Below are 15,057 nucleotides of genomic sequence, written 5' to 3'. Positions count from 1 at the left end.
GAGCCGCTGCTGCTGGGGGCGATCACCGTCAACATGAGCGCGTTTGAGCAGGGTAAAGAGGTGCCGAACATCATCACCATGCCGTTCTGGGATGTATATATGAGCATCGGCGGTTCGGGCCTGACTATCGGCCTGCTGATCGCGGTGATGATTGCCACCAAACGCAAAGAGATGAAAGAGATCGCCAAGCTTTCCATCGGCCCGGGGATTTTTAATATCAACGAGCCGGTGATCTTCGGTATGCCAATCATGCTTAACCCGATCCTCGCCATTCCCTTCATTATCACTCCACTGGTGACGGGCTCCATCGGCTACTTCGCCACCGTGACCGGGTTTGCCGGTAAAGCGGTGGTGATGGTGCCATGGACGACGCCGCCGCTGATCAACGCCTGGCTCTCTACGGCAGGTTCGATGGGGGCGGTGATCACCCAGCTCATCTGCATTGTGACTGCCGTCATTATCTATCTGCCGTTTGTGAAAATCGCTTCACGCCGCGCAGAGCAGGCCGCGCTACAGCAGGCCACTGACAACCCGTGAGGATGCGATGAGCACAAAACAGATAGCCATACCGCAGGATTTTATTCTCGGCGCGGCCGCATCGGCCTGGCAGACCGAAGGCTGGAGCGGTAAAAAGCCGGGGCAGGATTCATGGATCGATCTCTGGTACAAGAATGACCGTCACGTCTGGCACAACGGCTATGGCCCGGCGGTGGCGACCGATTTTATCAACCGTTTTCGCGAGGATGTGGCCCTGATGAAGCAGGCGGGGCTGACGCACTACCGCACCTCGATCAACTGGTCACGCTTTTTAACCGACTACGAAAACGCGACGGTGGATGAAGAGTACGCTGCCTACTACGACGCGCTGTTCGATGAGATGCACCGTCAGGGCATTGAGCCGATGATCTGCCTCGAACATTACGAACTGCCGGGCGTGCTGCTGGATACCTACGGCGGCTGGGCGTCAAAGCATGTGGTTGAGCTGTTTGTCCGCTATGCGGAAAAGGTCTTTGCACGCTACCACGGTAAAGTGACCCGCTGGTTTACCTTCAACGAGCCGATTGTCGTGCAGACCCGCGTCTATCTGGACGCGCTGCGTTGGCCGTATGAGCAGAACACCGGCACCTGGATGCAGTGGAATCACCATAAGGTGCTGGCGACGGCAAAGGTGGTGAAGCTGTTTCGCGAGAAAGGCCATCGCGGTTCTGTGGGCTGTATTCTCAACCCGGAGGTGACCTATCCCCGCTCCCGCGCACCGCATGACGTGCGGGCCGCTGAGATGTACGATCTGTTCTACAACCGCGTCTTCCTCGACCCGCTGGTACACGGGCGCTATCCCGCAGAGCTTTTTACCCTGCTGGAGCAGCATCAGGTTGAGTGGGAGTACACCGCGGTCGAGCTGGCGCTGATTGCGGATAACACCGTCGACGAACTGGGGATTAACCTCTACTACCCGCACCGTGTGAAGGCACCTTCCCGCGCCTGGCATCCGGACACGCCATTCCACCCGGCATACTACTACGAGCCGTTTGAACTGCCGGGGCGGCGAATGAACCGCTCCCGCGGCTGGGAGATCTACCCGCGCATTATTTACGACATGGCGATGCGGATTAAAAAAGACTATCGCAATATCGACTGGTTCGTGGCGGAAAGCGGAATGGGAGTGGAAAACGAAGCGCAATTTCGCAATCGCGATGGGATTATCGACGACACTTACCGCATCGATTTCATCAGCGAACACCTCTACTACACACTGCTGGCGCGGGAGGAGGGGGCGAACTGCCATGGCTATATGCTGTGGGCATTTACCGACAACGTCTCGCCGATGAACGCGTTTAAAAACCGCTACGGGTTGATTGAGATCGATCTGGATAACCAGCGTGCCAGACGTGCAAAAAAATCAGCCTCCTGGTTCCGGCAGCTACGCGATACGCGGAGGCTCACGCTTCAGGTTGATGATGAATGGAAGTAGGCGAAAAGCATGCCGGTTCTGGTAAAATAGCGCACAAACTGGCCGGGAGGACGCCCGGTCTGCGCATTAACTGAAAAAACAGGTGAAAACGTGGATAAGGCTGTCATCCTGCCGGAAAAAAAACAGTACCAGGAAATTGGCGAGGATTTACGGGCGCAGATTATCCAGGGGCACTATCCCGTTGGTTCGCGCCTTCCTCCTGAGCGCAATATTGCCGAGAAGTACGGCGTAAGCCGCACCATCGTGCGCGAGGCCTTACTGATGCTGGAGTTGCAGGGCACGGTGGATATTCGCCAGGGCTCCGGTGTTTATGTGATGCGCATCCCCGAAGAGCATGAAAACGAAGAAGAGCGTTTTCTCAATAGCGACGTGGGGCCGTTTGAGATTTTACAGGCCCGTCAGCTCCTCGAAAGCAATATTGCCGCGTTTGCCGCCAAAATGGCGACCCGTGCAGACATCGACAATCTGCGCCGTATTATCGAGCAGGAGCAACGCGCGATTGCCGCCGACGATAATAGTCAGGACAACAATAAGATGTTCCATCTGGTCCTGGCGGGCGCGACGCAAAATCAGATGCTGCTGGCGACGGTGGAGAGTATCTGGCATCACATGGACAGCAGTCCGCTGTGGCAGCAGTTTAATGGCCACATCGCCAGCCGCGCGTACCGCCTGAAATGGCTGGGTGACCGGCAAACCATCCTGGCCGCGCTGCGCCGCCGTGACGTCATGGGCGCCTGGCAGGCAATGTTCCAGCATTTGGAAAACGTGAAAAAAAGCTTACTTGAACTCTCAGACGAAGACGCGCCGGACTTTGACGGCTATCTCTTTGAATCTGTGCCTATTTTCCAGGGGAAGCTGGTATGACTATTCTGCCGCTCTACGCCGCACCGCAGTATGCGGAGCAGGTGACCTACTGGATCTGGCAGGCCTTTGGCGACGGCCTGCCCCGGGCGTTTTTCCACAGTATTGTTGAGCACAGCCAGACGCCGGGCGCATTACCGCTGACCTTTATTGCCCTGGAGAACGAACAGCTTGTAGGCACCGTGGGGCTCTGGCGCTGCGATCTGATCACCCGACAGGATCTTTGCCCCTGGCTGGCAGCCCTGTATGTGGATGATGCGGCGCGAGGCAAGGGGCTGGCGGGGCTGCTGCAAAAGCATGTTATCCACTATGCCGCACAGGCCGGGTATGACACGTTGCATCTCTGGTCTGCCTGCCGTGACTTCTACGAACGTTACGGCTGGCAGTATATCGGCGATGCGCTGGAGTACCCGGACAAAACGGTACATCTCTATCGCTATTCGTCCGGGGCTTCGGCGGGTGCCCCAACAGAGTGACGGCGCACTAACGTTGGACTAAACAGGTGGGTGATTTCCGGTGGCTGACGCTGCTCGGCGAGTGCTAACGCCAGCTCGGCCGCCTGCGTGGCCATGGTGATAATGGGGTAGCGGACGGTGGTCAGGCGAGGGCGCACGTAGCGGGAGACCAGCACATCATCGAAGCCAATAAGGGAAATTTCTCCCGGTACCTCAATCCCGTTGTCATTTAACACCCCCATTGCCCCGGCTGCCATCGAGTCGTTATAGCTGGCGACAGCGGTGAAGTTCCTTCCACGTCCTAACAGCTCTGTCATTGCCTGTTCGCCGCCGCTCTCGTCGGGTTCACCGTAAGCCACCAGCCGGTCATTGCACGGCAGACCGTTTTCGCGCAGGGCATCGTAATACCCCTGCAGGCGATCTTCGGCATCGGAAATGGGGTGGTTTGAGCAGAGATAACCAATGCGGGTGTGACCCTGTTGAATCAGATGGCGGGTGGCAAGCCAGGCACCGTAGCGGTCGTCGAGCGCCACGCAGCGTTTCTCAAACCCGGGAATAATCCGGTTGATGATCACCATGCCGGGGATCTGCTTCATCAGATGAATGAGTTCGGCGTCGGGGATCATTTTGGCATGGACAACCAGCGCCGCGCAGCGGTGGCGGATCAGTTGCTCGATAGCCTGGCGTTCTTTTTGTTCATTGTGATAGCCATTGCCGATCAGCAAAAAATTCCCGGTCTGATAAGAAACCTGCTCAACCGCTTTCACCATGGCGCCGAAAAAGGGGTCAGAGACATCACCGACAACCAGCCCGATGGTTTCGGTTGACTGTTGAGCGAGCGCACGAGCGTTAGCATTGGGATGGTAGTTCAGAGATTCCATGGCGTTTTGCACCGCCTGGCGTGATGCGTCACTGGCTTTTGGGGAGTCGTTGATCACGCGCGACACGGTCGCGACGGAAACACCTGCCAGACGGGCCACATCCTTTATTGTCGCCATTCATTACCTTCTTAGTGGGGGTAAGCGTTTACACGCCAATAAGTGTTGCGGAAAAGCGCCGTGCATTCAAGGGGGGCGCACTTTCCCTCTCCACAAACGTGACGCAGCACAACCCCGGCGGTGTAATCGTTACACGGCCAGACATGTCGGAATAATGTCAATCTGAACCTTTAGTTACACTTTGCCTCAGGCTGTTGCGATTGTCCGATAGCGGGAAAGAAGACGACATTGATAAAGTTGAGATCCCAGAGGTATTGATTGGTGAGATTTCTTAGTACGGTTTCGTACTCATCTCTTGCACCAACCTGCGCGGATGCGCAGGTTTTTTTTCGCCTCTATTTTTGCTGTCGCTCCTGTACCACTTCTCGTGTAATCTGCCACCATTTACTTACCCTTCACACTGGCTGGCAAAGGGAGTTGAGATGCTTTTTGGGTTCTTTCGCACACTGTTCCGTATCCTCTTTCGCGTCCGTTTAACGGGCGATGCAACGGCGCTCCGCGGCGAGCGTGTACTTATCACACCAAACCATGTTTCCTTTATCGACGGCATCCTGCTGGCGCTGTTTCTGCCTGTGCGCCCGGTGTTTGCGGTCTATACCTCTATTAGTCAGCAGTGGTACATGCGCTGGCTCACCCCGCTGATTGATTTTGTGCCGCTCGACCCGACAAAACCGATGATGATTAAACATCTGGTACGTCTGGTTGAGCAGGGACGTCCGGTGGTGATTTTCCCGGAAGGGCGGATCTCGGTCACCGGCTCGCTGATGAAAATCTACGACGGGGCAGGGTTTGTGGCGGCGAAGTCAAAAGCGACCGTTGTGCCACTGCGTATTGAAGGGGCGGAGCTCACCCATTTCAGTCGTCTGAAAGGGTTAGTGAAGCAGCGCCTGTTCCCGAAAATCACCCTGCATATTCTGCCGCCAACCTCATTACCGATGCCCGACGCGCCGCGTGCGCGTGACCGCCGTAAAATCGCCGGTGAAATGCTGCACCAGATTATGATGGAAGCGCGGATGGCCGTCCGCCCGCGCGAAACGCTCTATGAATCTCTGCTGTCGGCGCAGTACCGCTATGGCGCGAAGAAAAACTGCATTGAAGACATTAACTTCACCCCGGACACCTATCGCAAGCTGCTGACCAAAACCCTGTTCGTGGGACGTATCCTTGAGAAATACAGCCAGAAAGGCGAGAAGATTGGCCTGATGCTGCCTAACGCCGGGATCAGCGCGGCGGTGATTTTTGGCGCGGTTTCCCGGGGCCGGATCCCGGCGATGATGAACTACACGGCGGGCGTAAAAGGGCTGACCAGTGCCATCACCGCGGCTCAAATCAATACCGTTTTCACCTCGCGCCAGTTCCTCGATAAAGGCAAGCTGTGGCACCTGCCGGAGCAGCTGACGCAGGTACGCTGGGTCTTCCTGGAAGATCTGAAAGCGGACGTGACGGCGGGTGACAAGCTGTGGATTTTCGCTCACCTGCTGATGCCGCGTCTGGCCCAGGTCAAACAGCAGCCGGAAGATGACGCCATTATCCTCTTTACCTCTGGCTCAGAGGGAAACCCGAAAGGGGTGGTTCACAGTCACAAGAGCATTCTGGCAAACGTGGAGCAGATTAAAAGTATTGCTGACTTTACCGCCAATGACCGGTTCATGTCGGCGCTGCCGCTGTTCCACTCCTTTGGCCTGACGGTGGGGCTTTTTACCCCGCTGTTGACCGGTGCCGAAGTGTTCCTTTACCCAAGCCCGCTCCATTATCGCATTGTGCCGGAGCTGGTGTATGACCGTAACTGCACCGTGCTGTTTGGCACCTCAACCTTCCTCGGTAATTACGCGCGCTTTGCCAATCCGTATGACTTTTACCGCGTGCGCTATGTGGTGGCCGGGGCGGAAAAACTGCAGGAGAGCACGCGCCAGATTTGGCAGGACAAGTTTGGTCTGCGCATTCTTGAAGGCTATGGCGTTACTGAGTGCGCGCCGGTGGTCTCGATCAACGTGCCGATGGCGGCGAAGCCGGGGACGGTGGGCCGTATTCTGCCGGGAATGGATGCGCGTCTGCTGGCGGTACCTGGCATTGAGGACGGTGGCCGTCTGCAACTCAAGGGGCCAAACGTGATGAACGGTTATCTGCGCGTGGAAAATCCGGGCGTGCTGGAAGTGCCGACGGCGGAAAACGTCAATGGCGAGAGTGAGACGGGCTGGTATGACACCGGAGATATTGTCCGTTTCGATGAACAGGGCTTTGTGCAGATCCAGGGCCGGGCTAAACGCTTCGCCAAAATTGCGGGTGAGATGGTCTCGCTGGAGATGGTTGAGCAACTGGCGACAGCGGTATCCGCTGACAAGCTGCATGCTACGGTTGTGAAGAGCGATGCCAGCAAAGGCGAAGCACTGGTGTTGTTCACCACCGACAGCGAACTGAAACGCGACCGGTTGCTACAGCATGCGCGTGAACATGGCATTCCTGAGCTGGCGGTACCGCGCGATATTCGTTACCTGAAGCAGCTTCCGGTGCTGGGTAGCGGTAAGCCTGATTTCGTGACCCTGAAGGGTATGGTTGACGAGGCGGAACAGCAAAATGCGTGAGTCAGTACACACTAACACTTCCCTCTGGTCGAAGGGCATGATGGCGGTCATTGCCGCCCAGTTTTTCTCTGCCTTTGGTGACAATGCGTTACTGTTTGCCACCCTGGCATTGCTGAAGGCCGAGTTTTATCCGGACTGGAGCCAGCCCATCCTGCAGATGGTGTTTGTGGGTGCTTACATTATTTTCGCTCCGTTTGTCGGACAGGTGGCGGACAGCTTCCCGAAAGGCCGGGTGATGATGTTTGCGAACGGCCTTAAACTGCTGGGCGCCGCCAGTATTTGTTTTGGTATTAACCCGTTTATCGGCTACACGCTGGTGGGCATTGGCGCAGCGGCGTACTCCCCGGCGAAGTATGGCATCCTGGGGGAACTCACGACCGGCGATAAGCTGGTGAAAGCCAACGGGCTGATGGAGTCCTCTACCATTGCGGCGATCCTGCTCGGTTCTGTCGCAGGGGGCGTACTGGCTGACTGGCATGTGCTGGCGGCGCTGAGCGTGTGTGCAGTGGTGTATGGCGGGGCGGTGGTAGCCAACCTGTTTATTCCAAAATTGCCGGTGGCTCGCCCGGGGCAATCCTGGCGCTTTACGCCTATGACAGGCAGTTTCTTCAACGCCTGCCGCGTGCTGTGGCGTAACGGTGAAACGCGCTTCTCCCTGATGGGCACCAGCATGTTCTGGGGCGCAGGCGTCACGCTGCGTTTTCTGCTGGTGCTGTGGGTGCCGGTGGCGCTGGGGATTACTGACAATGCGACACCAACTTATCTTAACGCAATGGTGGCGATTGGGATTGTCGTTGGGGCTGGCGCGGCGGCGAAGCTGGTGACGCTTGAGACCGTTGCGCGCTGCATGCCTGCGGGGATCCTGATTGGCGTGGTGGTGCTTATCTTCTCGCTGCAACACGCCTTGCTACCCGCCTACGCGCTGCTTGTCCTGATTGGTATTCTGGGGGGCTTTTTCGTTGTGCCGCTCAATGCGCTGTTGCAGGAACGCGGCAAGCAGACCGTCGGCGCAGGGAATGCCATTGCAGTGCAAAACCTCGGTGAAAACCTGGCGATGCTGTTAATGCTGGGGCTCTATTCGCTGGCCGTTAAAGTCGGTGTGCCGGTGGTGGGGATTGGCGTAGGATTCGGTGCGCTGTTTGCGCTGGCGATTGCCGGATTATGGATCTGGCAGCGTCGCCGTTGATAAGAGCGGCCTGACGCCCTCACCACGGCCCTCTCCTACGGGAGAGGGCGCAAACATTAAAAACGGCAACCAGGTTGCCGTTTGCTTTTATTACGGTGCCGGGTAGGTGTATACCTGATGCACCGCTTCAATCTCTGCTAATACCTCTTCACTCAGATTCAGATGGAAACTCTCGATGTTCGTTTTCAGCTGTTCCATGGTCGTTGCGCCCAGCAGAGTGCTGGCAACAAACGGCTGACGACGCACGAAGGCCAGAGCCATCTGAGCCGGATCAAGACCGTGACGTTTCGCGATATCCACATAGGCCGCCACGGCTTTTTGTGTCTGCTCACCGCTGTAGCGGGTAAAGCGGCTGAACAAGGTGTTACGCGCTCCGGCAGGTTTCGCGCCGTTAAGGTATTTCCCTGTCAACGTACCAAAGCCCAGACATGAATAGGCGAGCAATTCCACCTCTTCGTATTGCGTCACTTCGGCCAGACCCACTTCATAGCTGCGGTTGAGCAGGCTGTATGGATTCTGGATGGTGACGATGCGGGGCAGGTCATGTTTGTCTGCCAGGTGCAGATAGCGCATCACGCCAAAGGCCGTTTCGTTAGAGACACCGATGTAGCGGATTTTTCCAGCTCGCTGGCATTCGGCCAGGGCTTCCAGCGTTTCCAGTAGCGTAACGGCCGGAGCGCTCTCATTCCAGCTATAGCCCAGCTTTCCAAAGCAGTTAGTGGGACGCTGCGGCCAGTGAACCTGATAGAGATCGAGATAGTCGGTTTGCAGGCGCTTCAGGCTGGCATCCAGCGCGGCGCGGATATTTTTGCGATCGAGGATCTGGTTTGGACGGATCCCGGCATCGTTGTTGCGTGCGGGGCCGCTGACTTTTGACGCAACAACCAGCTTTTCGCGATTCCTGCGTTTGGCGAGCCAGTTGCCGACGTAGGTTTCGGTAAGCCCCTGCGTTTCCGGACGAGGCGGTACAGGGTACATCTCTGCAACATCAATCAGGTTAATGCCCTGGCTGACGGCATAATCGAGTTGTGCATGGGCATCGGCTTCGCTGTTTTGTTCACCAAATGTCATCGTGCCCAACCCCAGTTGGCTTATTTCCAGAGCGCTGTGGGGGATACGGTGATAATGCATAGCCGGCTTCCTTCATTAGAAATACAGACCACGTCAGGAACCTCCCGACAAAGGAATATAAACATGGCAGAGGGGAAGCAAAAGGGGAAGAAAAAAATCAAAAAGGCCAGCAAGCCACTGACCTTTATCTGTTTATCGCTCGATAATCTGCGAAACTTCGTCGCGATTGATCTGCATTTTATTACCCTGCTGGTCATGGTAGCTGACCAGGCCGGTATCATCGTCGACTTCAGGTTTACCGTCGGTCAGGATCATCCGGCCATCTTTCGTCGCCATAACGTAATCGCTGCTACAGCCCGATACCGCAAACGCTAAACCCACTGCTGAAATCAACACTGCCCATTTTTTCATCGTTATCGTCCTCACCTGGCTCGTATCAAATCATAGTGTAGTATTAACCTGATATATCGAAAGGAGAAAGGGGGAAAATCTTAAATCCCCGTCGATTATGTTTGATAGTTCGCAAAATGAGTAAAAAACTATGTTTTCAGTAAGAAATGGCGAGCCAGCAGCGCACCTGTGAAGTTCTTTTTGAGATAAAAGCCGCGCGGCAACGTGAGTATCGGTTCGCCCTTGGCGCCGATAGCCTCGGTGAGGGCTTTGCTGTTGGCCGCTTTCGGACGCAGCTGTAAAACTTCTCCGTGTCGGGCCGTGATGCGCTCTACCTGCCCAAGGACGATCATATCCATCAGCTCTTCCCAGTCCAGCCTTAGCTGCCGCTCTTCATCTTCATCGGGACTCCAGAGCAGCGGCGCGCCTACCCGGCGTTCAGCCAGCGGGATCTGGCGTTCACCCTCAACCGGAACCCAGAGCACGCGCTTGAGTTTATGGCGAACATGGCTGGTTTCCCACGTCACGCCGGTATTCCCGGTTAACGGCGCCACGCAGACAAAGGTGGTTTCAAGGGGCTTTCCCAGACGGTCTATGGGAATGGTTTTTAGCTCAACGCCCAGAGCCGCAAAATCCTGCTCGGGTTTACTCCCCGCACTAGCCCCCAGCCACAGCTCAAGCAACATGCCGATCCAGCCCTTATCTCGTTTCAGATCCTTTGGGATCGGCAACCCTGCCATCGCTGCCAGTTCGCCAAGCGAAAAGCCCGCCAGACGCTGGGCCTGCCCAAGCAGCTGGGCTTCGCTTGTTGGCGGAGAAAGCATGGGTGAGAGCGCAAGCATGACGGCAACCTTTTGATTAAAAAATAAACTAAGAAAGTATCCCCTGTGGATAGAGTTTAACTTTTTCTGTACGAATATGCCATGTGCATGATTTCTAGGTTTTTTTAGTCATGAAAGACCGTTCTTTATGAAACGAAAAACGGGTTGTTCAATTCTGGTCACTGACAATAAACAGGATCTTACACCATGTTATCCACAGAAAAGTGGGATAACTGGGAATAACCCTGACTACTGTTTCAATTTACAGCCTTGACGTGCGACGAAAATCGAATTTTCACACAAATTGTGCCTAACTTATTGGCACAATCTGTGGATAAAACCGACGCTGTTCGATCTTTCATCAGCATAACGATCATAGGTGTGATGATCGTCACGTAATTCCTTCCTGGGGCGCTAAAAACAGAGCTAATTAAATGAAAATTATAGGAATGTTTTCAGCGGGTGACACGGTGTAGCGAGGGGCTCTTCAGGTTGTTCATCGGTAATTCCATACTTCTTCACAACTATATCCACAGAAAAGGTGAATAAAATTGCCCTTGTTGCCGCTTATCTGTTTATAACTCTGCGCATATTTGTGAGTTATTCAAATGTTATTAGGTTGCAGGCCTGTAAGAGAGTGGTTTACCGCCTCCCTGTAGTGTGAAACAATCATTCATATATCAGATTTAGTTTGGGGTAGTCCGGTGATTGATGACGATGGCTACCGCCCGAACGTAGGAATAGTAATTTGTAATCGTCAGGGCCAGGTGATGTGGGCCCGGCGATATGGTCAGCACTCCTGGCAGTTTCCGCAAGGCGGGATCAACCCAGGGGAGTCCCCAGAACAAGCGATGTACCGGGAGCTGTTTGAAGAGGTCGGTTTAAGCCGAAAAGATGTTCGCATCCTGGCTTCGACCCGCAACTGGTTGCGTTACAAGTTACCGAAACGTTTGGTGCGTTGGGACACAAAGCCGGTTTGTATCGGCCAGAAACAGAAGTGGTTTCTGTTGCAATTGGTGGGCAACGATTCAGATATCAATATGCAAACCAGCAGTACGCCGGAGTTTGATGGCTGGCGCTGGGTGAGTTACTGGTATCCTGTTCGTCAGGTCGTGTCATTTAAACGCGATGTTTACCGTAGGGTGATGAAAGAGTTCGCAAGTGTTGTCATGCAGCTTCAGGAGATCCCGCCTAAGCCGCAGAGCACACCTGCCTGGCGACGTAAAAGAGGTTAAGCTACGCAAATCATGCTCACCCGCTTGCGAGAAATAGTCGAGAAAGTGGCCAGTGCGCCTCGTCTGAACGAGGCGCTGAATATTCTGGTCACTGACATCTGTCTTGCGATGGAAACTGAAGTCTGTTCGGTGTATCTGGCCGATCATGACCGACGTTGCTACTACCTAATGGCGACCCGTGGTTTAAAAAAACCACGCGGTCGTACCGTTACGCTCGCCTTTGATGAAGGTATCGTAGGCCTGGTGGGGCGACTGGCTGAACCCATCAACCTTGCCGACGCGCAAAAGCACCCCAGCTTTAAATACATTCCCTCCGTAAAAGAAGAGCGTTTCCGCGCCTTCCTGGGCGTACCGATCATCCAGCGTCGTCAACTGCTTGGCGTACTGGTCGTTCAGCAGCGCGAACTGCGTCAGTATGACGAAAGCGAAGAGTCTTTCCTCGTGACGCTAGCCACGCAGATGGCTGCGATCCTCTCTCAGTCTCAGCTTGCCGCCCTGTTTGGGCAGTACCGTCACACGCGTATTCGTGCGCTGCCGGCCTCGCCTGGCGTGGCGATTGCTGAAGGCTGGATGGACGCCACCCTGCCGCTGATGGAACAGGTGTACGAAGCCTCAACGCTGGATGAAGCGCTTGAGCGCGAGCGCCTCACCGCGGCGCTGGAAGAGGCAGCCAACGAATTTCGGCGTTACAGCAAACGCTTTGCCGCCGGGGCGCAAAAAGAGACGGCGGCCATTTTTGACCTCTATTCGCACCTGCTCTCCGATGCGCGTCTGCGCCGTGAGCTTTTTGCCGAGGTTGATAAAGGTGCCGTAGCGGAATGGGCCGTTAAAAAGGTCATCGAAAAATTTGCGGAGCAATTTGCCGCACTGACAGACGGTTACCTGAAAGAGCGTGCGGGAGATTTACGTACACTCGGCCAGCGACTGCTGTTCCACCTTGATGACACGATCCAGGGGCCGAATGCCTGGCCAAAACGCTTTGTGCTGGTTGCCGATGAACTGTCCGCGACCACGCTGGCGGAGCTGCCGCAGGACAGGCTGGCAGGTGTAGTGGTGCGCGATGGCGCAGCTAACTCCCATGCGGCTATTATGGTTCGTGCCCTGGGTATCCCCACCGTTATGGGGGCCGATATTCAGCCCTCGGTGCTGCACCGACGCACGCTGGTGGTGGATGGCTATCGCGGTGAGCTCCTGGTCGATCCTGAGCCGGTCCTGCTCCAGGAATACCAGCGCCTTATCAGTGAAGAGAATGAATTAAGCAAGCTGGCGGAAGATGACGTCGACCTGCCTGCACAGCTCAAAAGCGGCGAGCGCATCAAAGTTATGCTCAACGCAGGGTTAAGCCCCGAGCATGAAGAGAAGCTCGGCAGCCGCATTGATGGCATCGGCTTATATCGCACTGAAATCCCGTTCATGCTGCAAAGCGGCTTTCCCTCTGAAGAGGAGCAGGTTGCGCAGTATCAGGGCATGTTGCAGATGTTTAACGACAAGCCGGTTACCCTGCGTACCCTGGACGTTGGGGCGGATAAACAGCTGCCGTATATGCCAATCAGTGAAGAAAACCCGTGCCTGGGCTGGCGTGGGATCCGCATTACGCTGGATCAGCCTGAGATCTTCCTGATCCAGGTGCGCGCCATGCTGCGCGCGAATGCGGCGACCGGGAACCTCAGCATTTTACTGCCTATGGTCACCAGCATTGATGAGATCGACGAAGCGCGACGGTTGATCGAACGTGCAGGCCGTGAAGTCGAAGAGATGATCGGTTACGCGATCCCCAAACCGCGGATCGGGGTGATGCTCGAAGTGCCATCCATGGTCTTCATGCTGCCGCAGCTGGCGAACCGGGTCGATTTTATCTCTGTCGGAACCAACGATCTGACGCAGTATATTCTGGCCGTCGATCGTAACAACACGCGTGTTGCCAGTATTTATGACAGCCTGCATCCGGCCATCATTCGGGCGCTGGCGATGATTGCCCGCGAAGCGGAACAATACGGTATCGATTTGCGGCTGTGTGGCGAAATGGCCGGGGATTCAATGTGCGTTGCGATCCTCATCGGCCTGGGGTATCGCCATCTGTCGATGAACGGCCGCGCTGTCGCACGTGTGAAGTACCTGCTGCGCCATATTGACATCGATGATGCCCGCGAGCTGGCCGAGCGCAGTCTTGAAGCGCAGCTGGCAACAGAAGTGCGTCATCAGGTCGCCGCGTTTATGGAGCGACGTGGCATGGGCGGCCTGATCCGCGGTGGCCGCTGAAGTTTTTATCTCTCTACCTGTAGGCTGAGGGATCCACAATGATTCATAAACAGAAGCAATAACGCATTCTCTCAGAATGACCACCAGAGCAGTGTGTTCCCCCTCACCCCAGCCCTCTCTCAGGTGGAGAGGGAACTGTCCGTGCGCACTTTTTCGGTGGGGATCCCTCTGCCCCGTGGGAGAGGGCAACATCCCACACCATCCTCTATACACATCTTTTACATCTCTGGCGCATCCTCCGCGTTCGCCTTGTGCTATGATTCGCAACTTTGGAGCCTCTGCTGACCGCCGGGGCGCATCTCTACCGCTGTCCACTTTCAGCGGAATAACAACATCTTGTGGTGACAGATGAACAGTGGTTATCTGCATTTTCCGGAATTTGATCCGGTCATTTTCTCAGTAGGACCCGTTTCGCTTCACTGGTACGGTCTGATGTACCTGGTGGGCTTCATTTTTGCTATGTGGCTTGCTGGCCGTCGCGCCAGTCGTCCTGGCAGCGGCTGGACCAAAAACGAAGTCGAAAACCTGCTTTACGCGGGCTTCCTCGGTGTGTTCCTTGGTGGGCGTATTGGCTATGTCCTGTTCTATAACCTCCCGGTATTCCTCAACGATCCGCTCTATCTGTTCCGCGTCTGGGACGGGGGGATGTCCTTCCATGGCGGCCTGATTGGTGTGATTCTGGTGATGGTGATTTTTGCCAAACGCACCAAACGCAACTTCTTCCAGGTATCGGATTTTATCGCGCCATTGATTCCGTTTGGTCTGGGGGCTGGTCGTCTGGGCAACTTTATCAACGGCGAGCTGTGGGGACGTGTCGACCCGAGCGTTTCCTTTACTATGCTGTTCCCGGGCTCGCGCGCGGAAGACCTGGCGCTGCTGCCGTCTCATCCTGAATGGCAATCCATTTTTGATACGTACGGCGTTCTGCCGCGTCACATGTCTCAGCTCTATGAACTGGCGCTGGAAGGCGTGGTGCTGTTTATCATCCTGAATCTGTTTATCCGCAAACCGCGCCCGATGGGGGCTGTCTCCGGCCTGTTCCTGATTGGCTACGGTGCGTTCCGTATCATCGTTGAGTTCTTCCGCCAGCCGGATGCGCAGTTCACCGGCGAGTGGGTACAGTACATCAGCATGGGGCAAATCCTCTCCATTCCGATGATCGTGGCGGGTGCCATTATGATGATTTGGGCGTATCGTCGTCGTCCACAGCAACAACTTTCCTGAGGA

13 protein-coding genes and 1 pseudogene are annotated in these 15,057 nt (G+C 55.5%); 9 read left to right on the top strand and 5 right to left on the bottom strand.

Annotated features, from left to right (window positions below; all coding sequences use genetic code 11):
• From AK59_RS0115915 to AK59_RS0115900, 4 genes are all read left to right on the top strand, one after another.
• A partial coding sequence (locus AK59_RS0115915) for a PTS transporter subunit EIIC (protein WP_029883219.1) occupies window positions 1-537 on the top strand: 537 nt, incomplete at its 5' end.
• A 7-nt stretch (window positions 538-544) separates the two neighbouring features.
• The gene (locus AK59_RS0115910; protein ID WP_029883218.1) at window positions 545-1,972 is read left to right on the top strand and encodes a glycoside hydrolase family 1 protein; all 1,428 of its coding nucleotides are present in this window, start codon (window positions 545-547) and stop codon (window positions 1,970-1,972) included.
• 90 nt (window positions 1,973-2,062) lie between these two features.
• Complete coding sequence (locus AK59_RS0115905; RefSeq protein WP_013098561.1) at window positions 2,063-2,836, top strand: GntR family transcriptional regulator; 774 nt, start codon at window positions 2,063-2,065, stop codon at window positions 2,834-2,836.
• Entirely contained in the window at window positions 2,833-3,309 is a 477-nt protein-coding gene (locus AK59_RS0115900; RefSeq protein WP_029883217.1) for a GNAT family N-acetyltransferase, read from the top strand. Before AK59_RS0115905 ends, AK59_RS0115900 begins: the two co-directional genes overlap by 4 nt.
• Here the strand turns inward: AK59_RS0115900 and galR are convergent.
• Window positions 3,270-4,286 (bottom strand): HTH-type transcriptional regulator GalR, encoded by a 1,017-nt coding sequence (gene galR, locus AK59_RS0115895; protein WP_013098559.1) that lies wholly within the window; start codon window positions 4,284-4,286, stop codon window positions 3,270-3,272. The two genes, AK59_RS0115900 and galR, sit on opposite strands and share 40 nt — an antisense overlap.
• A gap of 422 nt (window positions 4,287-4,708) precedes the next feature.
• On the opposite strand from galR, the gene aas reads away from it, so the two are divergent.
• Window positions 4,709-6,868 (top strand): bifunctional acyl-ACP--phospholipid O-acyltransferase/long-chain-fatty-acid--ACP ligase, encoded by a 2,160-nt coding sequence (gene aas, locus AK59_RS0115890; protein WP_023620431.1) that lies wholly within the window; start codon window positions 4,709-4,711, stop codon window positions 6,866-6,868.
• Window positions 6,861-8,054, top strand: coding sequence for a lysophospholipid transporter LplT (gene lplT / locus AK59_RS0115885; protein WP_029883216.1), 1,194 nt, complete (start codon window positions 6,861-6,863; stop codon window positions 8,052-8,054). Before aas ends, lplT begins: the two co-directional genes overlap by 8 nt.
• Window positions 8,055-8,144: 90 nt before the next feature.
• On the opposite strand, the gene AK59_RS0115880 is transcribed toward lplT, so the two are convergent.
• From AK59_RS0115880 to AK59_RS1000000125280, 4 genes and pseudogenes are all read right to left on the bottom strand, one after another.
• Window positions 8,145-9,185 carry an NADP(H)-dependent aldo-keto reductase gene (locus AK59_RS0115880; RefSeq protein WP_029883215.1) on the bottom strand — a complete coding sequence of 347 codons (1,041 nt, stop codon included), beginning with the start codon at window positions 9,183-9,185 and terminating at the stop codon, window positions 8,145-8,147.
• A gap of 132 nt (window positions 9,186-9,317) precedes the next feature.
• A complete protein-coding gene (locus AK59_RS0115875; protein ID WP_013098555.1) occupies window positions 9,318-9,536 on the bottom strand; it encodes a YgdI/YgdR family lipoprotein in 219 nt (72 codons plus the stop codon).
• Between the two features lie 128 nt (window positions 9,537-9,664).
• Entirely contained in the window at window positions 9,665-10,357 is a 693-nt protein-coding gene (gene mutH, locus AK59_RS0115870; protein WP_013098554.1) for a DNA mismatch repair endonuclease MutH, read from the bottom strand.
• Window positions 10,358-10,511: 154 nt separating this feature from the next.
• Window positions 10,512-10,598, bottom strand: a pseudogene (locus AK59_RS1000000125280) (hypothetical protein); the annotation flags it as partial.
• Between the two features lie 442 nt (window positions 10,599-11,040).
• Between AK59_RS1000000125280 and rppH the strand changes: the two are divergent.
• The 3 genes from rppH to lgt all read left to right on the top strand — a co-directional run bounded on the left by rppH (window position 11,041) and on the right by lgt (window position 15,054).
• Complete coding sequence (rppH, locus tag AK59_RS0115865; RefSeq protein ID WP_029883214.1) at window positions 11,041-11,571, top strand: RNA pyrophosphohydrolase; 531 nt, start codon at window positions 11,041-11,043, stop codon at window positions 11,569-11,571.
• 12 nt (window positions 11,572-11,583) lie between these two features.
• On the top strand, window positions 11,584-13,830 hold the full coding sequence (gene ptsP, locus AK59_RS0115860; protein ID WP_013098552.1) for a phosphoenolpyruvate--protein phosphotransferase: 2,247 nt from the start codon (window positions 11,584-11,586) through the stop codon (window positions 13,828-13,830).
• A gap of 348 nt (window positions 13,831-14,178) precedes the next feature.
• Entirely contained in the window at window positions 14,179-15,054 is an 876-nt protein-coding gene (gene lgt / locus AK59_RS0115855; protein ID WP_013098551.1) for a prolipoprotein diacylglyceryl transferase, read from the top strand.
• Window positions 15,055-15,057: the final 3 nt, after the last annotated feature.

It is taken from the genome of Enterobacter sp. T1-1, assembly GCF_000710795.1.
Lineage (GTDB): Bacteria > Pseudomonadota > Gammaproteobacteria > Enterobacterales > Enterobacteriaceae > Enterobacter > Enterobacter cloacae.
The sequence above is the reverse complement of the archived record's forward strand: the minus strand, read 5'-3'. Positions and strand labels throughout refer to the sequence as shown.

What these genes read in the sequence shown, in the direction of transcription:
- AK59_RS0115910 (WP_029883218.1), top strand. Translation starts at nt 545, where the DNA reads ATGAGCACAAAACAGATAGCCATACCGCAGGATTTTATTCTCGGCGCG.
- AK59_RS0115900 (WP_029883217.1), top strand. Translation starts at nt 2,833, where the DNA reads ATGACTATTCTGCCGCTCTACGCCGCACCGCAGTATGCGGAGCAGGTG.
- galR (WP_013098559.1), bottom strand. Translation starts at nt 4,286, where the DNA reads ATGGCGACAATAAAGGATGTGGCCCGTCTGGCAGGTGTTTCCGTCGCG.
- aas (WP_023620431.1), top strand. Translation starts at nt 4,709, where the DNA reads ATGCTTTTTGGGTTCTTTCGCACACTGTTCCGTATCCTCTTTCGCGTC.
- lplT (WP_029883216.1), top strand. Translation starts at nt 6,861, where the DNA reads ATGCGTGAGTCAGTACACACTAACACTTCCCTCTGGTCGAAGGGCATG.
- AK59_RS0115880 (WP_029883215.1), bottom strand. Translation starts at nt 9,185, where the DNA reads ATGCATTATCACCGTATCCCCCACAGCGCTCTGGAAATAAGCCAACTG.
- AK59_RS0115875 (WP_013098555.1), bottom strand. Translation starts at nt 9,536, where the DNA reads ATGAAAAAATGGGCAGTGTTGATTTCAGCAGTGGGTTTAGCGTTTGCG.
- mutH (WP_013098554.1), bottom strand. Translation starts at nt 10,357, where the DNA reads ATGCTTGCGCTCTCACCCATGCTTTCTCCGCCAACAAGCGAAGCCCAG.
- ptsP (WP_013098552.1), top strand. Translation starts at nt 11,584, where the DNA reads ATGCTCACCCGCTTGCGAGAAATAGTCGAGAAAGTGGCCAGTGCGCCT.
- lgt (WP_013098551.1), top strand. Translation starts at nt 14,179, where the DNA reads ATGAACAGTGGTTATCTGCATTTTCCGGAATTTGATCCGGTCATTTTC.